Source organism: Pseudoalteromonas rubra, assembly GCF_004212645.1.
Taxonomy (GTDB): Bacteria; Pseudomonadota; Gammaproteobacteria; order Enterobacterales; family Alteromonadaceae; genus Pseudoalteromonas; species Pseudoalteromonas rubra_G.
The window spans coordinates 89,436-108,410 of record NZ_PPUZ01000010.1; the positions used below are offsets into that span (position 1 = coordinate 89,436).

At 49.5% G+C, this 18,975-nt stretch carries 12 protein-coding genes; 3 read left to right on the forward strand and 9 right to left on the reverse strand.

The annotated features are described in order from the left end of the window. Positions 1-135: 135 nt before the first annotated feature. From aceF to C3B51_RS04255, 9 genes are all read right to left on the reverse strand, one after another. Positions 136-2,034 carry a pyruvate dehydrogenase complex dihydrolipoyllysine-residue acetyltransferase gene (gene aceF / locus C3B51_RS04215; protein ID WP_130244281.1) on the reverse strand — a complete coding sequence of 633 codons (1,899 nt, stop codon included), beginning with the start codon at positions 2,032-2,034 and terminating at the stop codon, positions 136-138. A gap of 11 nt (positions 2,035-2,045) precedes the next feature. Then, entirely contained in the window at positions 2,046-4,712 is a 2,667-nt protein-coding gene (gene aceE, locus C3B51_RS04220) for a pyruvate dehydrogenase (acetyl-transferring), homodimeric type (protein WP_130244282.1), read from the reverse strand. A 68-nt stretch (positions 4,713-4,780) separates the two neighbouring features. Continuing rightward, a complete protein-coding gene (gene pdhR, locus C3B51_RS04225; protein ID WP_130244283.1) occupies positions 4,781-5,530 on the reverse strand; it encodes a pyruvate dehydrogenase complex transcriptional repressor PdhR in 750 nt (249 codons plus the stop codon). Between the two features lie 516 nt (positions 5,531-6,046). Beyond that, the gene (locus C3B51_RS04230; protein ID WP_130244284.1) at positions 6,047-7,189 is read right to left on the reverse strand and encodes a hypothetical protein; all 1,143 of its coding nucleotides are present in this window, start codon (positions 7,187-7,189) and stop codon (positions 6,047-6,049) included. A 403-nt stretch (positions 7,190-7,592) separates the two neighbouring features. Then, the gene (locus C3B51_RS04235; RefSeq protein ID WP_130244285.1) at positions 7,593-9,191 is read right to left on the reverse strand and encodes a hypothetical protein; all 1,599 of its coding nucleotides are present in this window, start codon (positions 9,189-9,191) and stop codon (positions 7,593-7,595) included. Between the two features lie 100 nt (positions 9,192-9,291). Next, positions 9,292-10,746, reverse strand: coding sequence for a hypothetical protein (locus C3B51_RS04240; protein ID WP_125720671.1), 1,455 nt, complete (start codon positions 10,744-10,746; stop codon positions 9,292-9,294). After that, entirely contained in the window at positions 10,739-11,524 is a 786-nt protein-coding gene (locus C3B51_RS04245; protein WP_125720673.1) for a hypothetical protein, read from the reverse strand. Before C3B51_RS04245 ends, C3B51_RS04240 begins: the two co-directional genes overlap by 8 nt. Before the next feature lie 66 nt (positions 11,525-11,590). Continuing rightward, entirely contained in the window at positions 11,591-12,370 is a 780-nt protein-coding gene (locus C3B51_RS04250) for a Hint domain-containing protein (RefSeq protein ID WP_125720675.1), read from the reverse strand. A 42-nt stretch (positions 12,371-12,412) separates the two neighbouring features. Next, a complete protein-coding gene (locus tag C3B51_RS04255) occupies positions 12,413-13,921 on the reverse strand; it encodes a S8 family peptidase (RefSeq protein WP_130244286.1) in 1,509 nt (502 codons plus the stop codon). 740 nt (positions 13,922-14,661) lie between these two features. On the opposite strand from C3B51_RS04255, the gene C3B51_RS04260 reads away from it, so the two are divergent. From C3B51_RS04260 to C3B51_RS04270, 3 genes are all read left to right on the forward strand, one after another. Next, entirely contained in the window at positions 14,662-16,077 is a 1,416-nt protein-coding gene (locus tag C3B51_RS04260; protein WP_130244287.1) for a PfaD family polyunsaturated fatty acid/polyketide biosynthesis protein, read from the forward strand. Positions 16,078-16,094: 17 nt separating this feature from the next. Beyond that, complete coding sequence (gene fabD, locus C3B51_RS04265) at positions 16,095-17,150, forward strand: ACP S-malonyltransferase (protein WP_130244288.1); 1,056 nt, start codon at positions 16,095-16,097, stop codon at positions 17,148-17,150. A 66-nt stretch (positions 17,151-17,216) separates the two neighbouring features. Beyond that, positions 17,217-18,956 carry a carbamoyltransferase family protein gene (locus C3B51_RS04270; protein WP_046003637.1) on the forward strand — a complete coding sequence of 580 codons (1,740 nt, stop codon included), beginning with the start codon at positions 17,217-17,219 and terminating at the stop codon, positions 18,954-18,956. The last annotated feature ends 19 nt before the right edge of the window (positions 18,957-18,975 follow it).

Here is an 18,975-nt window from a genome sequence, read left to right on the forward strand (position 1 = left end):
CCAACAACCAGAGAGAGTTTTTTGTTGCGCGAAAGTGTATCATTCGCACCCACAGATGTCCCGCCCAAATATCAGACAGGACAGTAAAAATATGACAAAACCGCACAACCTGGGGTCATGCGGTTTTGCTTTGGCTTACATTACCAGCTGACGAATGTCGCTCAGGTAATTGGCCAGGGTCACAGTAAAGCGGGCTGCCAGCGCACCGTCAATAACACGGTGGTCGTATGAGCAGCTCAGCGGCACCATCAGGCGCGGCTCAAACTCTTTACCATTCCACTTCGGCTTCATCTCAGACTTAGAGACACCTAAGATAGCCACTTCCGGTGCATTCACGATTGGCGTAAATGCCGTACCGCCGATGCCACCCAGGCTTGAGATAGTGAAACAACCGCCCTGCATGTCAGCCGCAGTCAGCTTGCCTTCACGAGCCTTCTTAGACACGTCCATCAGCTCGCGAGACAGCTCGATGATGCCTTTCTTGTTGACGTCTTTGAAGACAGGCACAACCAGGCCATTTGGCGTATCTACCGCCACACCTATGTTCACATACTTCTTCAGGATCAGGCTTTCACCGTCTTCTGAAAGTGATGAGTTAAAGGTTGGGAACTCTTCCAGTGCTTTGGCCGCTGCTTTCATCACGAATACCAATGGAGTGATCTTCACGCCCATTTTCTTCTTCTCAGCCAGCACATTCTGCTCTTTACGGAATGCTTCCAGCGTGGTGATGTCGGCTTCGTCAAACTGAGTCACGTGTGGGATCTGAACCCAGTTACGGTGCAGGTTAGCGCCAGAGATCTTCTGGATACGAGAGAGTTTCTTCTCTTCTACTTCACCGAACTTGCTGAAGTCGACTTTCGGCCAAGGGATCAGACCCAGCTCGCCGCCACCTGTGCTGCCGCCTTTGCTGATCTCGCCAGACTCAACCTTACGAACCAGTTCTTTCACATAGTTCTGGACGTCTTCTTTCAGTACACGGTTCTTACGACCCGTGCCTTTAACGCGTGCCAGGTTAACACCAAACTCGCGCGCCAGACGACGTACCACAGGCGAGGCATGGGCATAATCATCATTGGCCACAAACTCGTCTTTGGCTGCACTTGGTGCAGGCGCTGCTGCCGGAGCCGCTTTTGCCGCTGGAGCTGGAGCTGGAGCCGGTGCAGGAGCAGACGCAGCAGGTGCTGATGCAGCCTGGGCCGGCGCTGCCGCCGCAACGGTTTCGAATACAAAGATCAGTGAACCGGTTGATACTTTGTCGCCAGCCGCCACTTTGATTTCTTTGACGGTACCGGCAAATGGCGCTGGTACTTCCATTGACGCTTTGTCGCCTTCAACGGTGATCAAAGACTGCTCTTCTTCAACGCTGTCGCCGACTGCTACCATGATTTCAGTGACTTCAACTTCGTCACCACCGATATCCGGTACCTGTACTTCCTGCAGTGAAGGCGTTGCTTCAACCGGGGCTGCCGCTGGCGCAGTTTCTGCTGCAGCCGGTGCTGCTGCACCCGCTGTTTCAAAGACAAAAACTAAGCTGCCGGTGGCCACTTTGCCGCCAATCTCAACTTTGATTTCTTTCACTGTACCGGCAAATGGTGCTGGTACTTCCATTGATGCCTTGTCGCCTTCAACCGTGATCAAAGACTGCTCGGCTTCAACGCTGTCGCCAACCGCAACTAGGATTTCAGTGACTTCAACTTCGTCGCCGCCAATGTCTGGTACGTGGACTTCTTTCACTTCCGCAGTTGCCGGGGCAGGCGCCGCTGCAGCCGGAGCTGGTGCTGCCTCAGCAGCAGGCGCATCGCCCGCCGCTTCGAAGACCATGATCAGTGAGCCGGTCGACACTTTGTCGCCTTCACTGATTTTGATTTCTTTAACCGTACCCGCTTGAGAAGCAGGCACTTCCATTGACGCTTTGTCGCCTTCAACGGTGATCAGCGACTGCTCTTCTTCTACCGTGTCGCCAACGCTGACCAAAATCTCGGTTACTTCAACCTCATCGGCGCCAATATCTGGTACATGAATTTCGATTGCCATCACTTAGCCTCTTATGCGTAAAGTGGGTTGGTTTTGGTTGTGTCGATATCAAATTTCTTGATAGCGTCTGTTACTACTGATTTTTCAACTTTGCCTTGCTTAACCAGCTCGCTCAGTGCAGCAACAACCACGTAGCCTGCATTTACTTCAAAGTGACGACGCAGGTTTTCACGGCTGTCTGAACGACCGTAACCGTCGGTGCCTAGCACTTTGTAAGAAACGCTTGGCATGAAGGCACGTACCTGATCGGCATAGCTCTTCATGTAGTCAGTGGCCGCAATTGCCGGGGCTTCGCCCAGTACCGTGCTGATATAAGATACTTTTTGTTCTGCATCCGGGTTCAGCATGTTGAAACGCTCAGCGTCCTGACCGTCACGTGCCAGTTCATTGAATGACGTGACAGAGAATACGTCTGACGCAATGCCGTAATCGTCGCTCAGGATCTGCGCCGCTTTACGTACTTCGTTCAGAATAGTACCTGAACCCATCAGCTGTACCTGAGCCTTATCACCGGTGTAGCTTTCCAGCTTGTAGATACCCTTACGGATACCCTCTTCGGCGCCTTCTGGCATAGCAGGCATGTGATAGTTTTCGTTCATCAGCGTCAGGTAGTAGAACACGTTTTCCTGATCAGGACCGTACATACGACGGATACCGTCTTGCAGAATAACCGCGACTTCAAACGCGAACGTTGGGTCGTAAGAAATACAGTTAGGGATCGTGCCCGCCTGAATGTGCGAGTGACCATCTTCGTGCTGCAGACCTTCACCGTTCAGTGTTGTACGACCTGCAGTTGCACCGAGCAAGAAGCCACGCGCCTGCTGGTCGCCCGCCATCCACGCCATGTCGCCAACACGTTGGAAACCGAACATAGAGTAGTAGATGTAGAACGGGATCATTGGCAGGTCATTGGTGCTGTAAGACGTTGCCGCCGCCACCCATGAAGACATTGCACCCAGCTCGTTGATACCTTCTTGCAGTACCTGACCAGACGTCGCTTCTTTATAGTAAGAAACAATGTCGCGGTCCTGAGGTGTGTAGTTCTGACCGTGTGGGTTGTAAATACCAATCTGACGGAACAGGCCTTCCATACCGAACGTACGCGCTTCATCGGCAATGATAGGCACGATGTTTTTACCTACGCCTTTGTCCTTCAGTAGGATGTTCAACGCACGAACATAGGCCATAGTCGTTGAAATATCACGCTTTTGCTCTTCCAGCAGCGGCTTGAATGCATCCAGTTCAGGCAGCGTCAGCGCTTCTGTGAAGTTAGGCAAACGCTGCGGCGTGTAACCGTGCAGTGCTTTACGACGGGCGTGCAGGTATTCGTACTCTGCTGAGCCTTCTTCCAGCGTCAGGTAAGGCAGGTCTTTGATTTGCTCGTCAGATACCAGGTCTTCCAGGCCCAGACGTGAACGCAAGTGCTCAACGTGCGTCATGTCCATTTTCTTCACCTGGTGAGCGATGTTTTTACCTTCTGCCGCTTCACCCATGCCGTAACCTTTTACAGTCTTAGCCAGGATCACAGTAGGGCGACCTTTAGTCTCTTGTGCCGCTTTAAACGCTGCGAACAGTTTAGACGGCTCATGACCACCACGTTTCAGTGCGAAGATCTCTTCGTCAGTCATGTCCGCAACCAGTGCCGCTGTCTCCGGGTAACGACCGAAGAAGTGCTCACGTACATACGCGCCATCTTTGGCTTTATACGTCTGGTAGTCTCCGTCGATGGTTTCATTCATCAGCTGTAGCAGCTTACCTGTGGTGTCTTTCGCCAGTAGCTTGTCCCAGCCTGAACCCCAGACAACTTTAATAACGTTCCAGCCAGCACCTTTAAACAGACCTTCCAGTTCCTGGATGATCTTACCATTACCCATTACAGGGCCATCCAGACGCTGCAGGTTACAGTTGATCAGGTAACACAGGTTATCCAGCTTTTCACGGGCCGCGAAAGAAATCGCACCGCGAGATTCTGGCTCATCCATTTCACCGTCGCCCAGGAAAGCGTATACACGCTGCTCGGCAGTGTCTTTCAGACCACGACCGTCAAGGTATTTGAGGAAACGTGCCTGATAGATAGACGCGATTGGACCCAGACCCATAGATACAGTCGGGAACTGCCAGAATTCAGGCATCAGTTTAGGGTGCGGGTAAGAAGACAAACCTTTACCGTCTACTTCCTGACGGAAGTTGTCCAGCTGCTCAGCAGTTAAACGACCTTCAACGAATGCACGAGCATAGATGCCCGGTGAAATGTGGCCCTGATAATAAACCAGGTCGCCGCCGTCTTTTTCATTTGGTGCGCGGAAGAAATGGTTAAAACACATTTCATAAAACGCTGCAGACGACTGGTACGACGCCATATGTCCGCCCAGCTCCAGATCTTTCTTGGAAGCGCGCAGTACGATCATGATCGCATTCCAGCGGATGATAGAGCGAATACGACGCTCCAGATTCACATCCCCCGGATAGGCAGGTTCCTGATCTGCCGGGATAGTGTTGACATAGTTGGTCGTAATACCGGTTGGCATATCAACGCCATCCAGACGCGCCTGCTCAAGTACCTGCTCAAGCAGGAATTGCGCGCGCTCTACGCCTTCTTCTTTTACAACCGACTCAAGCGCCTGCAACCACTCTTGGGTTTCTAGCGCGTCTACGTCAAATTTATTGACTTCAGACATATGGAGTGTTCCTTATGTTTAAAATACGAATTTATTCTATAGCGTTAGCTTATGGCTCTGTTTGTGTACTACTGTGCTTTGGTGCGACGCAAGCTGCGCTCAATGCGCGACCGCTCTCGCCCGGCTTCCAGCAACGCCTCTTCGATAAAGGCTAAGTGCGCGTTACTGGCCAGTCTTGCCTGCTCAGGTTTACCTTCGATCACGGCGTTTTTTAACACCTCGCGATGATGGGCAAGCTGTGCGCTGGCATCTGGCTTTTGCACTAACACCGTTAAGTTCTGCAATACATTTTGTTCCAGTAAAGACTGCATGCCCCGCATCAGATGCAGCAACACCACATTGTGTGAGGCTTCTGCTACGGTAAAATGGAAGGTATTGATGGCTCTGGCCTTTTGCACCAAATCATCGCCAACTCTGGCGATGTCATCAAAGCTTTGTTCCACTTTATCGAGATCCGTTTGCGTGCCACGCATGGCGGCGTAGTACGCTGCAATGCCCTCCAGGGCATGACGAAACTCCAGCAAATCAAACTGCGACTCGGGGTGTTTACTGATCAACTCGAATAAGGGATCAGTCAGACCCTCTTCAAGCTGATTTTTCACATAGGTACCGCCACCCTGACGTCGGGTAACCAGCCCTTTGGCTTCAAGCTTTTGAATCGCTTCGCGCAGCGATGGCCGCGACACTTCAAATTGCTTGGCCAGTTCACGCTCCGGCGGCAGCTTTTCCCCTGGCATCAACGACCCTTCTAGGATCATATTTTCCAGTTGTTCCAGAATGACATCTGATAGTTTCGCTGCTTTTATCTTTAAAGACATTGATTAAACGCCGAGTTTATAGGTGAAACCCCAAGTCAGCTGTCTCAAACACCAGCGGTAAACACACCGGCAAGATGCTGATCCAGCTCACTCTTTACTTAAACAGATCCGGTAAGGCCAACCCTAAAGGTAAATTGGTCATACCAAATTTGTGCATTACGTTATCAAAATCAAGCGCAACTGTCAAAAATCGGCGCTTTGCGGCTAAAAGTAATACAAAAAAAGCCATCACAAAGTGTCTAAACTTTATACAAGTTAAATGATTTAAAAAAGGAAAATAAAATGGTCAGACCAGATGGAAAAGCCAAGCACTGATTTACGTCATACTCACTTTGCTAACACATCTGTGAACTGCTGCAGATAAGTAGTTAAGAGACTCGCGATGGGAAGTAAAGCCAGAGTGCTACATGCATTTTGCTAACGAGCGGGTAAAGTATTGCGTCAATGGTTGCCTGATAAATGTCGACGTCCCCTTATGCTGAGAACGTCGACACATCAACTGGCTTATAAATAAGCTTAAGGAAAAGTTACTTTCAGCGGTGCCAGTTTAAACGCGCCCTGTTTTGCCTCATCCAGGCCTGTCAGGGCGATAAAGCTGGCCTGGGCGTGACGCTGATATGCTTCCTCAGTAAACCCAAGCTGCTTTGCCTGCTCAGGGCTTCCAAGCGGGTTATGTTCAAACGCAAAGCTCATCAGCCAGTAAGTTTCATAATCGCGGGCATAGGTATTGCGATTAAGAAAAGCCCCATACTGCGAAGGAATATCCCAGGCAATTTTGGTCTGGATCTGCTCTGAGCCGGGCACGCTTTGATAGCTTAAGGTAAAAAACGGTGTCAAAAAGGCTTTGGCATTGCCACGCAGCGCCCCCAATTCGTAAACCGGGTTATTCCAATTCCAGACGCCAAAATCGGTTGCTGCGACGCTCAGTTCGCCTTGTTCCACGTCTTCTTTAAACAGCAAGCGGGAGATATATCCATCCAGTACTATCTCCCCCTTGATGGGCAAGATCAGATGAACAGGTTCATGGTAGCCTGGGTGGCTGTAGTCGCATTCCCCAAACCGTGAGTTGAGACAATACACAATGTCATTGTCGGCCGAGGCTTGATTAAGGTCGCTGGGATGCTGCATTCTCAGAGCATAAGGCAGGCGTGTTGCATCATGATGTTGTAATAACTTCAATAGTGCAGTTCGGCTATAAGATAACTCGGTTGAAAAATTTTGCGATTTACCGTCAACCTCGCGCTCGCTACTTATCCATATGCCCAGCATATTACTGTCCTGTAGCCGTGCCAGTGCCTCACGCACAGGCAGATCTGCTGCCCAGGCCTGTCTGTTACCTTGCTGACGCTCGGGTGCAAAGAACCCACAATGCAAGTAGCTATGCTCTGTATAGACATCAAAATAGGCAAACCCCAACTGGCTTGCAGCAAAGCGCGCTCGCAGATGTGGTTCGCCCTGTTTGTCTATAATATCGAAACCAAGAAATCGTACCGAAGGGTCGGCTTTTAAATCGGCTTGACTGACGAAGTGTGCACTTTGTAAGACGTGCTGTTCACCCAACGCGTTACTGCAGGCGTTATCCACCAGTTGCGTGCTTGCCAGGCTTATCTGGCTATATGAGAGTGCCGTAAAAAAGAAAAAACGTGATAAAAATGTCATGATCTAGTCTTTGAATTGATCTAATGTTTTTGAGCAGCCACAGACTGCACCTGTTATTGCAGCACTGTGTTACTACCCGGCTGAGATTAAACAGCACCACACACAACAACAAATTAACATTCAACCATACAGTTTAACAATGAATATTATCAACATTTTATACGTCATTGACATTTGTACAGCTGTGAATTCAACGGTGCTGAGTTCATAACTTATCAGCAGATTAGTGCGCATGAACAAACCAAGAGCTGCATAAGTGAAACTCTGACAAGTTAGCGCCTAAGCCAGCAGGGTTAAATTTCGATACAGATACACCAATTTAAAATTGGCCAAAGAAGCACACAAACAAAGAAAAAAGCGCTGCATGTGGGGGCACACAGCCCCCTGAGTGTTTTTGATTAGATTAAAAGTCCAGATACTTTAAGCGATTCAACTCATCGGCGCGGAACTTAAGCGGATCCTGAATACGGCACGCTTCACTTTGCCTGACATACGCCTTAATCTTGTCTGTATCTTCGGGTTTAGCCGGACATAAAGAGGGCACCATTTGCGCTTTGATGAATGCCGGAGAAAAAGCCCAGTTCTCATCCTGCTGTTGTTGCACACTTTGTAAATACACGGCATAAGAGGTTGCCACGGGCGCAGCCCAGGATGAATGCAGCTCCCATTCGTGAGCATAACGCATACCAAACACGTCAGATTGCATTTTGGGTGTACTATTAGTCACATCCGGATTAAGCCACCCTTCGATACCAAAATTAATAAACAGATCAATAAAATCATGTCCTTCAAACTGCTCAGCATAATCATTAAACACACTGCGCCAGTTAGCCTGTCCTGTTAAATCAAGTGGCGTATCCTGCTCTACACTGGTATAGGAATATACGGTAGCACGATGAGGATAGGAAAGCGCATCTAATGCATTCGAGTGCTCATTTGCCCCTTGTATTTTACGGATGCCTGACTGCACGCCTAGTGTATTCGGTGCCGCAAACATGGCATCATAAATTGGCTTTACGGCCAACAGCAATGCTTTGCCCTCTTGTTCTGTGAGCTGTCCTTCACAATGCTTATTGAAAATATTACGCACATGCCCTTGCGTATACCCACCTGAAAAGTTGATAAACTCGACGCCGTGCTGCTGGATCACGTCACTTGTCAATGAATCCGCGGCAGTTTGCATCTTGGCCAGCAAAGCATTCGCGGCTTTGTCGCACACCAAATCTTTATGCAATGCAAAGGGTAAAAATTGTGCCGTATCCAGTAATACAAATTCTGCTTCTGGGTTGTGCTCTGCCAGGTATCCCAACACCATAGTACCGTGCGAAACATGAGGTATCTGAGATTCATAGTCCACCGCATCACCAGGTACTTTACTGGTATAGACCTTAGCCAAATCAGCAAGCCAGGCTGCGGGAATAAAGCCCGGACGCGGCTCAGTTTGCTCTGGTGCTGTAAACATAAACTGATCTAATTCGCTCAGCAGCTTTTTTCCAATCCCTGAGATTGTAATACTCGGATCACCCTCAACGAACCGCTGAGCTTGCGCGTCGTAACGATATGTAGCCCGGATCCTGCTGCGGTAGCGCAATACACTTTGCAGCTCCATCCCTGAGTCCAGCACCAGAATCGTTTGTCTGGAGTCAACCCGAGGTGCTGAAAAGTGTCCGTCTGAGAACTTAACCTGCACAGGTTCGCACAGCGCATGCCTTTGTTCATTCTCGACAGTACAATCAAGTTGTTGATCTGTAAACCATTGGGTGGTGTTGTCAATATAGTGCTCAACTTGTTGGTGCAGCGCTGTCATTTCTGATACTGGTTTCACCGCAGGAGGGGGCTCAACAACAACGGGAGGTGGCTCAACAACCACAGGAGGATCAACCACATCGGGTTTGTCTGAAACAGGAGGAGCAACTGACTCTGAACTGGAACCACAGCCCGACAATGAAATAACGATCAGGGCACACACCCCATAAACAGATGAACACTTTTGATAGTCCATTTAAACACCATCCTTTGATTTAAAAAATCATGATATAGTCATTTTTATCAGACTATATCATGACATGGCGAACAACTTTTGACCACAAACAATGATGTTTTTAGTTGCCCAGATAGCCTTGTGAATTTAGCTGGTCGGCCCGGTATTTCAGAGGATCTTGGATCCGGCAGGTGTTGTCTCCTGCACGCATAAAATCATAGATCCCACTGACCCACCAGTATCCAGCTACCCTGTCACATGACTTTGGCAACAAATGTGATTTCAGCAAACCTGGGTCAAACGCAACCTGACGCGTCTCATTATATAGCTTGGTTTGTGTATCAATAGCCAATGACGTCGCAACCGGGGCTGCCCAGGAAGACGCTAATAAAGCCCAGTCTGCCGCATATTGCATGCCAAACACATCCGAAGTCATTTTCGGTGTACTATTTTGGTTAAAATAGTTTACCCGGCCATAGCCAAAGTTAACGTACATATCGATATGGGTATGCCCGGCAAACTCGGCTTTAAAATCCGCATAAACAGCTTGCCAGCCAGTTTCTCCCGTACGCGCAATATCAGTGTTGACTGCCTCTGTTGTATACGGCTGTACACGAATGCGGTTAGCATAGCCTTTTACATCTAAGGCATCTTCACCATTCGTGGCGTTTCGTTTGCCCGACTGGATCCCTAACACATTAGGGGAGTCAAACAGCTGTTGATAAACAGGATCTAACGTGTTGAGTAAAGATTTTGCCTGCGCATTAGAAAGCGAACCTTCACACTCATTGTTGCTCCAGGCTTGGTGGACATGGGAACGCGTAAACCCACCTGAATAATTGACATACTCAACCTCATAGCGATCAATCACGTCTTGCTTGAGTGAGCCTGCCGCAACCTTCATGTACTCATTGAGTGTTGCGCTATCCTGAGCACAGATGGCTTCTTTATGCTGTAAAAATGGCAAAAAGCTAGCTGTGTCAATTAAGACAAACTCAGCATCCGGGTTGTGCTGTGTCAGGTAACCCAATACTTTAGAGCCATGACTAAAATGACTGACCTGAGTATGATGATCCTGCATATCTCCCGGGGCGGCGCTACCATAAGCTAGCGCTAGATCCCTAAGCCAGGCCGAGGGCAAAAACGCTGGCTGCTGAGTATTCGGATCGACAAAGGTATCCAATTCGCTCAAAAGCTTTTGCCCTAGTCTGGAAATCGCCACTTCTGGGTCACTTTCAACAAATGTGTTTGATTGCGGGTCATATACCAGATGTGCCTTTATACGGCTACGATAACGCAATACACTATGCAGATTCATGCCTGAATCCAACACCAGCACTGTTTGCCTCGGATCCGTACGTTCCCGCTCGAAAGCTCCGTCACTAAACTTGACAGTCACAGTGTCACACAACGGGTGGAATGCGTCTGCGCCGCACCGAACCCCTTCATTTTCAATCCAGCTCACCGTTTCTGATACATACTGATCACTGGCAAACTTAAGCGGATGTTGCTCTGCGTTCACTGACAGACTGGCTATCCCGCTCAGCATAGCGATCACGATAAGTGTTTTATCCATTGCTGGCTCCTTGTTTGTTAAACAGCGCCTGGACGCGTGCTATTGACTCATCAATGGTTGCGTGACGCATAAACACTGAGCCAAACATGTTTGCGTAGATCTTGCGTACTTTCTCATGCTGGTCGTCAAAGTATCCAAGCTCACTCATCACTGTATGAGGTTGGTCAATGATTTGCTGCTCATCAAACGTGCCAAGAGAAGCATGGACCAGCTCTTCTAAATCCAAATCTTGCCTTTTCTTAAATTCAATATTTTGGTTTGCTTGTTCGTTTAATGTTTGTGCCAGTCTGGCGGTGGTGTCATGCAAAGGGCCTGCATCACCCAATGTAGCCAATTCATTTAACAACTTGATGGAGTACACACGGGCCAGGGCCTGCTCGTCTCCAAACTCTGCTATGGCACCGTCAAGGTCAAGCAAAGTTGCCTGAGCCACCTCAACGGTTTGCGGATTATGAAGCAGCTCTCTTAGCTCAGCTTTAACAAAGCTCGAAGAATTAAATTTACCGACCGTTGACTGCATCCGCTGAAATGAAATAAGCATACGTTCTTTGGTCGTCACTTCGCCATCACGGGGCAGTGGCTGTTGCTGATTGATCTGCGCCGTCAATTCATCACTGAGTTTTTTTAATTCGTTGATCTGCCCATTCTCATTATCAACAAGCTGCTGCACAACGACTTTCTGGGGTTGCTCCTGCTCACTGCTATACAAGTAGGCACCACCAACCAGTGCAGCAACTAGGACTACACCGACTAAACTGGAGGTTTTCTTATTGATCATATTTATGCTCCTCTTACGGTTTTCAATCGGGATAAAGGGAAGCTGTGCTTCCCTTAACCTAGAGGATTATTGGCGTACAACCACTTTACCCAGATCAGCATGCAGCTGATTCTGCCAGCTTAGGTCACCGACAAAAATGCCGTTGGCAACGATAATGTGATTAGTTACAGAATCACCGTCTGTTTCAAAGTTATATACGTTTGCATCTGTAAACTCACGCGTGATTGAAGTCACAGCCAGCTCAGTACCTTGTGCGTTGTACATAGTGCTACCAGATTTCACGTCTTTTGCCGACACCATGCTACCGTCTCCCAACAGCATACCGTGGTGTTGAGTCACTTTTAGCTCAGTGCCATCTTCAAAAGTGAAAACGTAAAGCGCAGGAGTCTCAGGGCCCTTAGTACGGAACTTCATTTCAAACGACTCAGTTGCCATATTGTTCAACGTCGCTTCGCCATTCAGTGCAACCAGGCTATCTTGTTTACCTAAGTCTTTAGCACGGATGTCCTGAATTTTGCCGTCTCTTACAGCGCGGATCAGCGTGTCTTGCTCAAAACAACCACATTTACACACAGCAGCAATGTTCTGGCTGAACATATCGATGATAGGGTAGAAGCCATTTGCTTTACCCCAATCACCAGCACGGCGAGTAATTTTGCCGTTATTTACAGCCCAATCGATACGCATGTGACATTCACTTTGGCCAATCGGTTGGTAAACACAGCGACCAGCAACACCTGCATCCACTTCTGCACGATTAGAGTAAGTTGCCAGATCCATTGTTGCAGATGCCTGGAACGTCAATAAAGCAGTTAAAATACTGAGCAAAAAAGTTAGTGCTTTCATTACATTATTTCCTTTATATTAATGAGTTGAATTCAATGTTTATCAGTGGTTTGCGCGTAGTGTTACATTGCTGAATGCAGAGTAGCCATACGCCGACAGATACCAGGTGCCCGCAGCCGGATTGGTGATAGTACAAGTTTCAGTCGATGTGCCAGGGTTTTCAGAAGCGCAGTCGCTGTCCATCGGCCATGGCTCAGCACCATGCTTGATGTACAGATCCGCATCTCCCGTTCCGCCAGATAGGGTCACAGTCAGACGAGATGCACCGGCAGGTACGTTATAAGTAAAGACTTTGGTCTCGTTCTTCGCGCCGCTAACGACTTTTTCAAATCCGCCACCATTGCCCGCTTTCGCATAAACCAGCTTGTTTGGTGAGCCTTTCACATCGCTCAACTCATTGCTGGTCGCGCTGCTAGTTAAAGCACCTACAACTTGCGCTGGAGAATGCGTTGGGTTGTCCTTAAGGTATAATGCAGCTACCCCTGCAACATGTGGCGATGCCATAGAAGTACCACTGATGGTTCTGGTGGCTGAGTTAGAGCCAATCCAGGCAGACTTAATAGAGGAACCCGGGCCGAAGACGTCGATACACTTACCCCAGTTTGAGAACCCAGAGCGGCCATCTGATGAAGTTGATGACGCAACGGTAATTGCCGCAGGTGTGCTCGCCGGAGAACGCGTACAGGCATCTGAGTTCTCGTTGCCCGCAGCAACTACAAAAGAAATGCCTTTATTGACCGCGTTGGTTACGGCGTTATTGACAGCCTGAGACTTACCACCACCTAAACTCATGTTGGCAACTGACGGGCCAGATGCATTATCTGCAACCCAATCAATACCCGCAATAACGCCCGCATAAGTGCCCGAGCCCTGACAATTCAGTACTCTCACACCAACGATATCGACCCCCTTTGCCACACCATAAGTGTTACCACCGATAGTACCGGCAACGTGAGTACCGTGACCGTTACAGTCAGACGCATCGTTGTCGTTATCAACAAAGTCATACCCGCTCGTTGCACGTCCACCAAACTCGTTGTGGCTGTTTTGTACACCGGTATCAATAACATACGCAGTTACGCCTGAGCCAGAATTGGGCGCTTGATATTGATTGTCCAACGGTAGTTTTCTTTGGTCAATACGGTCCAAACCCCATACCGGGTTGTTTTGCAATATCGAAAAGTCCGCTTTCACGGGCTGGACAGATACCACAGCATTTTGCTCAACAAAATCAACATCAGGGTGTGACAGTAATTTCAACAGTTGCTGTGCATTAGCATTGACCGCAACCCCAGACAAACTGCTTGAATATTGACGGGTTACTTCAACCCCGACTTCTGTCGCCAGCTTGTTAGTGATCTGCGTGGTATAGAGCATTTTCGCTTGATTGTCAGCAGAGGCAACATCATGCGGTACGTTGTATACAACGATATAGCTATCTTCAACCGCTTTAGTTCCCGCAGCATTGCTGTAAAACTCAGCTGCCTGTGATGAGACAGAGGTGCCAATAAGCAAACTCATTGCTATTGGACTGAGTTTCCATTTATTCATAAGTTATCCTTAAAATGTGTTTGTAAATATTGTTTTTGAGACATCTCATAAAAAGAGTCCGTTTTGCTCTACAACAAACATCAGATACGCATCCAGACTCCCTCAATGGATGCACCCAAAATACTCACACACAAAAAACACAAAATAAACAAATGTAAACATGAATTAATTTCATGTTTACATAAACAAAATTGAAAGGAACAAAAAACAAAACCACAAAACACTGTTAAATAAAGATAAATAGTAAGTTGCGCTCAATAAAAACTCTAATTCAATAAAGCACCAACAAATGATACAAAACAAAAAATTCACAAAGGTTAATAAAGTTACTTTTAAAGCATTCCTTGTTTAGTCAGCAGATGTGCGCGCATTCGCACATAACGGGCAGAACACACAACGGCCAAAAAAGACAATAAAACAAAGAGTTAAAAATGCATGGAAAGATAGCTAGAAATTGGCAGCAAAATTCGTAGAAAGTTTGGCACAACTGTTCAGCATGACGCCCATCAGTGCGAAAACGAAAATCGACCCCAGGCAGCGCAGTGCCCTTGATGTTCAAATCAGGCTTTTGCTTGCAAAAACTTGATGGCAGTAAGCCCTGACACCATTTTTTGGCGGGATTATCACCTCTATGTCGTAGCAAAATGGCTTTTACTCCTCCAACCTCTCCCCCTTCTCCATTATGTTTTCATAATTATGTATTACGGTTCAGTGTAATTATCATACTCGGGCATTGACTCTTGACTCACACACTCTCAGGCGGCACCAGCCCAAACCAGTTTCCAGCCATTTCAGCGCAACAGCTGGGCGCCGCATCGTTTCGGCGCGACTATGGCGTTAAGTATGCTTATGCCAGCGGCGGCATGTACCGGGGCATTGCCTCGGCAAAGCTGGTTATCGCCATGGCACAGGCCGGCTTACTGAGCTTTTTTGGCTCAGGCGGCTTGTCTGTCGATGTCGTTGACCAGGCTCTGAATGAAATACAAAACACGCTCACAGAGAAGCAAAACTTTGGCCTGAATCTGGTCTGCAATCTGACCCAACCTGAGCAGGAAATGGCGCTGATTGAGCTGTGCCTGAAACGCCAGGTTCGTTGCCTTGAGGCCGCGGCTTTTATTCGTATTACCCCGGCGCTGGTGCTGTATCGCCTGCGCGGCCTGGTGCGAGATGAGCTGGGCCAGGTAGTGTCGACCAATAAGCTGATGGCCAAAGTGTCACGCCCGGAAGTAGCCAGTGCGTTTTTAAGCCCGGCACCGGACAATATCGTTGCCCAATTGCTGGCTGACAAACAAATCTCTTTAGAGCAGGCCGAACTGAGTAAGCAGATTGCCATGTGTGACGACCTGTGTGTGGAGGCTGACTCCGGCGGTCATACCGATCAGGGTATGCCGGCCGTACTGCTGCCTGCCATGCAACTGCTGCGCGACACCCTCAGTGCGCAGTATCAATTCAAACATGCGCCCCGCGTCGGCCTGGCCGGGGGCATTGGCACGCCTGCCTCGGCGGCGGCCGCGTTTATGATGGGCGCAGACTTTATCCTGACCGGTTCAATTAACCAATGCACGGTCGAAGCCGACACCTCAGCAGCAGTGAAAACCCTGTTGCAGGACATCAATGTGCAGGACACCGACTACGCTCCAGCCGGAGACATGTTTGAACTGGGTGCCAAAGTACAGGTGCTGAAAAAAGGCGTGTTTTTTCCTGCCCGGGCGCAAAAGCTCTACCAGCTTTATCAGCACTATCCGTCACTGGATGCCATCCCCGCGGCGCAACGTGCGCAACTGGAAGACAAAGTATTTAAAAAGACCTTTGCTGAGATCTGGCAGGAGACCTCTCAGTACTTACATCAGCAAGGGCGCAGCGAGGACGTCATGCGTGCAGAGCAGGACCCTAAGTACAAGATGGCCCGCGTGTTTCGCTGGTACTTTGCCCACTCGATGAAACTGGCGTTTGCCGGAGCAACTCAGGAGCGGGTCAATTTTCAGGTGCATACCGGACCTGCACTGGGGGCGTTTAATCAATGGGTGAAAGGCACGGAACTGGAACCGTGGCAACAGCGCCATGTGGCCAATATTGCTCAGCTGCTGATGACAGAGACCGCCACCGTGCTGACAACCCGAACCCGGCACTGGCTGGCGCCAGCACACGTCGATTAACCACAGGCGAGGCTACAATGAAAAGCTATTTATTTCCCGGACAGGGTGCGCAATACGTTGGCATGGGCAAGGCCTGGTTTGAGTTGTTTCCCGAGCAAACTCAAACAGCCAGCGACATGCTGGGTTACTGCATTAAAACCTTGTGTCTAGACAACCCACATAACCAGCTGAACCAGACCGAGTACACCCAGCCTGCCCTGTATGTGGTCAGTGCGCTGGCATTTTTGGCACACCAGCAGCGCGACCCGGTGCCGGCAGATTTTATGGCCGGGCACAGCCTGGGAGAATACACCGCGCTGTTTGCCACCGGTGCGCTGTCTTTTGAAGATGGCCTGCGACTGGTGCAACAGCGTGGCGCTCTGATGAGCCAGGTCCGTGGCGGTGCGATGGCCGCAGTCTTGGCGTTAGACGAAGCTGCGATAAGAACGACTCTGGCAGAGCACCAGCTGGATACGCTAGACATTGCCAATCTGAACAGCCCACAGCAAAGCGTGATCTCAGGCCTGAGTGACGACATCGGGCGCGCTCAGCAAGCTATAGAGCAGGCCGGTGGGCGGTTTATCCGGCTTAACACCAGCGGCGCATTCCATTCCCGCTATATGGCCGATGTGCAGGCAGACTTTGCACGCTGCGTGGCAGAGGTTGAATTCAAAGCCCCCGCAGTCCCTGTGATTGCCAACGTCAGCGCGCTGCCCCACCAGAGTAATACTATCCAGTCACAGCTGGTCGCACAGCTGACCCACTCAGTACGCTGGACCGAAACAATTACCTACCTGCTGGCGCAGGGTGACATGACATTTGTCGAGCTGGGCCCGAAGAAGGTTCTCACTAAATTAGTGGCGGAGATCAAACAACACGCAGCTGAGCACGCACACAGCGATACCCAAACGCTGGCACAGCAGGTTGAACAGTGGAATCAAACGCATGGCGTCGGCACAACAATCAAAGTCGCCCATATTAGCGAGCCAATGCGCACCCGTACCCCAGCCATGCTGCTGTTTGGCCACCGACCCGCGGTGTATGTGGAAGGCGCGCAAGGCTATATCGCATTAGACGAAGCCACAGCGCTGTAACAGAGAAAGAGTTTGCCCCGGCCCAGGCCGGACACAGAATAATGACCCAACTTTTGGACTGAAACGATGAAATATTATATTGGCCTTGCCACTTCCTTTCATGATCCTGCCATTGCGATTGTCAATCAGCAGGGTGACGTGATTTTTGCCGAAGACGCCGAGCGTTTTCTGGGCTACAAACGGGGCCTGTACTGCCTGCCGGATAACCCCTATTACATCGAGGAAGTCCTCAAGACCTATTGCAGCGACTGCACTGAACTGGTGATAGCCAAAACCTGGAGTAAAGGCCGGGAAAAGAGCACCAACATCCTCGAAAACGTGGTGCTGAGCATTCTCGAAACCTTCTCGTTTAATATCGACGTGAACACCCGCGACATCAAAGATCAGTTCTACTTTGCCAGAGCCTCACAGGCCGCTGCAGGGCGCACCCTGTCGCGCTTTTTTGAAGCCTCATGCCGCAACTTTATCGTGGGTAACTACCGCAATAAAAAGCCCACTGAAGTACGCTATTTTGACCACCACCTTACGCATGCCGCCAATGCCTGTTTTAACAGCCCATTCAGCGAAGCGTCCTGTCTGGTGGTAGACGGTATGGGTGAGAAAAGCAGTATCGACTACTTCACTTATAAAGACGGTAAGATCACCCCGGCACCTATCAAAGTAAAGCGCTCATTTAAAAGTCTGGGCCTGTTTTACACCATTATTTGTGAAAACCTGGGCTTTGATCCGCTCAAGGGCGAAGAATGGAAAGTCATGGGCCTGGCACCTTATGGTAAAAAAGACCAGAAAATCTACGACCTGCTGCGCGCCTCTTTGCAGGTGAAAAACGGCAACTTCGTGGTACCGAAAAACCTCAATGCCATCATGAAAGAGATCAAAGCCATGGCGCGCGAGCCGGGCGAATCCATCGAAGCCTACAAAGATTTTGCCTACACCGGACAACTGGTATTCAGTGAAATCTTTATGGATCTGATCGATGCCATCTACGAGCATGCCCCCTCTAAAAACCTCGCCATTTCCGGCGGCTGTGCACTGAATTCTTCCTTTATGGGCACCGCGCTGGCGAAATCCAAATTTGACAACATCTTTGTACCCTCAGCCCCGGCAGATGATGGCAATGCCATTGGTGCCGCCTTGTTGTGCTACCAGCAGGATAATCCAAGCTGGCAGCCTTCTACGCAAATTCAAAGCCCCTATACCGGCTCTGAGGTGAAGCAAAAATCACTGGATAAACTGCACCGCTACAGCCACCTTAAAGCTACCGATTATGGCGAAGACGTCTATAAGAAAACCGCAGAGTTTCTGGCTGAAGGTAAAATCATCGGCTGGGCACAGGGCCGTGCTGAGTTTGGTCCGCGCTCGTTGGGCAACCGCTCAATCCTCGCCAACCCGTGTCTGGTCGACATCAAAGACACAGTGAACGCCCGGGTTAAGTTCCGCGAAGAATTCCGTCCGTTTGCGCCGTCTATCCTGCATGAATATGGTGACGAGTATTTTGAGGACTATCAGGAATCCCCCTACATGGAGCGTACTTTGGTGTTTAAAGAAGCGGTGCGCGACAAGGTCCCGGGCGTGGTGCATGTCGACAACACCGGGCGTCTGCAAAGCGTGAAGAAAGAGTGGAACGCGCCCTACTATAAGCTGATCGACAGCTTCCGTGAAATCACCGGTGTGCCGGTGCTGCTGAACACCAGCTTTAACATTATGGGTAAGCCCATTGTCCACTCGGTTGAGGACATGCTGGCGGTGTTTTTGATGTCTGGCATTGATGTGCTGGTGATCAACAACACCATTTACGAGAAGTAACCCTGTGGCAGTCACTGTA